This is a genomic window from Marinobacter iranensis, assembly GCF_029207565.1.
Lineage (GTDB): Bacteria > Pseudomonadota > Gammaproteobacteria > Pseudomonadales > Oleiphilaceae > Marinobacter > Marinobacter iranensis.
This window is the reverse complement of sequence record NZ_JANCMW010000424.1, coordinates 1-234: the sequence shown is the minus strand read 5'-3', so window position 1 is coordinate 234 and position 234 is coordinate 1. Positions and strand designations below refer to the sequence as shown.

Annotated in this window: 1 protein-coding gene; it reads right to left on the bottom strand. The window is 51.3% G+C overall.

Features of this window, described 5'->3' with window-relative positions; genetic code table 11:
- On the bottom strand, positions 1-216 hold a 216-nt coding region (locus NLU14_RS22950; RefSeq protein WP_275710958.1), incomplete at its 3' end, for a carbohydrate ABC transporter permease.
- Positions 217-234: the final 18 nt, after the last annotated feature.

Sequence of the window (234 nt, the reverse complement as noted above, 5' to 3'; positions counted from 1 at the left end):
GCTTGCGTCGTTGGGCCCACCGCCGGTCATGGCATAGGGTTGAACGAACACTTGAAGGCCCCCAATTACGCCCATGATCGTGTTGAAGAAAATGGATGGGCTCGCAAGTGGAATCGTAATATGCCAAAGACGCTGCAGTCTGCCTCCTCCGTCGATTTCGATGGCTTCATAATACTGTTTTGGAATATCGTTTAACGCTGCGAGGAAGATAATCATGGTACCGCCAACCGTCCA